We start from the raw sequence: 1,117 nt of genomic DNA on the forward strand, positions 1-1,117 counted from the left end.
GCCTGGCGACAAATCGAGTGTCTTCACTGCTCGCCGCGCGTCGATACCGGTCGCATCGGCCACCAAACCGAGAAGGCTTGCTGGACTTCGGCCGGAGTGCTGTCAGCATTCGAGCAGGGAAACCGCCAGTCCGACGATGGCCAGCGACTTGGCGACGAGCGGCTGGGCGTTGACCAACCTGACCTTGACCTGTCCATTGTGCAGGCGGGTGCGCACGAGCGCGGTCATGCCGGCCGCATCCAAGAAGGCAACCGCTGCGATGTCGATGATGAGGACTCGCGGTTGATGGAGATCGATCGCATCGATCAGCGATGCCTGTAACCGGACTGCGGTGAGCATGTCGATGTCGCCGCTGATCGAGGCGGTGACTACGCGGCAGACGGCGCTGGTGAGGGCGACCGTGATCTCCGGCTGGTCGGCGGCTGCGGCACACGTCATCGCGGGTGACCTCAGCGGGTGCACCACGCTGCGAGAGCTCATGCGCACCTTGGCCTCCGATACTCGACACCGCGAACTGCGGTGGCCGGTCCGACTTTACGCTGTAAACGTGGCAGCGCAAGGCGGCTTGTGGCGACAATGCGTCCTGCGCAGCGGGACGGGTTCGTGCCGGATCAAATGCTCACATCACACACCACAGGATTCGGGACCACGCCGAACGCTCGCTTGTGGGCCGCAGGACAGATGCCGGAGCAAGACGCCTCGGCTGCCCGCCGGCGCTGCCGCTGTCACTCCCGCAAGCGGGCCGGTTTCGGCCGTCCGGGTCGCCGGGCCTGGCCTCGTACCCGATCCTGCAGCGCGCAGCGGGTCTTGATGGCGCGGGCCCATCCATCGCCGGTAGCACTCGACCGCCTGCTCCGAGCGCAGATCTTGGTTGAAGAACCTGCTCGGTCGATGATGCGTCGTGGACTTTTCCATCAGGTCCGGTAGGTACCGGCGCACGGGGCGGGGCCGCGGCTTACCCTGCCACCGTGCTGGCCTGCTGTGTGGCGGCCCAGGAAGCAAGCAGCCGCAGCGCGTCCTGGGTAATGAACGAGAAAAATATAAAACACAGTCAAAACTTTATTACTTCAAAACATAATATAGATAAAATAATGACAAATATAAGATTAAATGAACA

At 62.6% G+C, this 1,117-nt stretch carries 1 protein-coding gene and 1 pseudogene; one reads left to right on the forward strand and one right to left on the reverse strand.

The features are described 5' to 3' along the window. Positions 1–102 precede the first annotated feature (102 nt). Positions 103–438, reverse strand: coding sequence for an STAS domain-containing protein (locus AB0M20_RS45080; RefSeq protein ID WP_364307780.1), 336 nt, complete (start codon positions 436–438; stop codon positions 103–105). Between the two features lie 587 nt (positions 439–1,025). Here AB0M20_RS45080 and AB0M20_RS45085 point away from each other — a divergent pair. Beyond that, positions 1,026–1,117 (forward strand): annotated as a pseudogene (locus tag AB0M20_RS45085) (23S rRNA (adenine(2058)-N(6))-methyltransferase Erm(B)); the annotation flags it as partial.

The sequence above is a fragment of the Actinoplanes sp. NPDC051633 genome, from assembly GCF_040681735.1.
Taxonomy (GTDB): Bacteria; Actinomycetota; Actinomycetes; order Mycobacteriales; family Micromonosporaceae; genus Actinoplanes.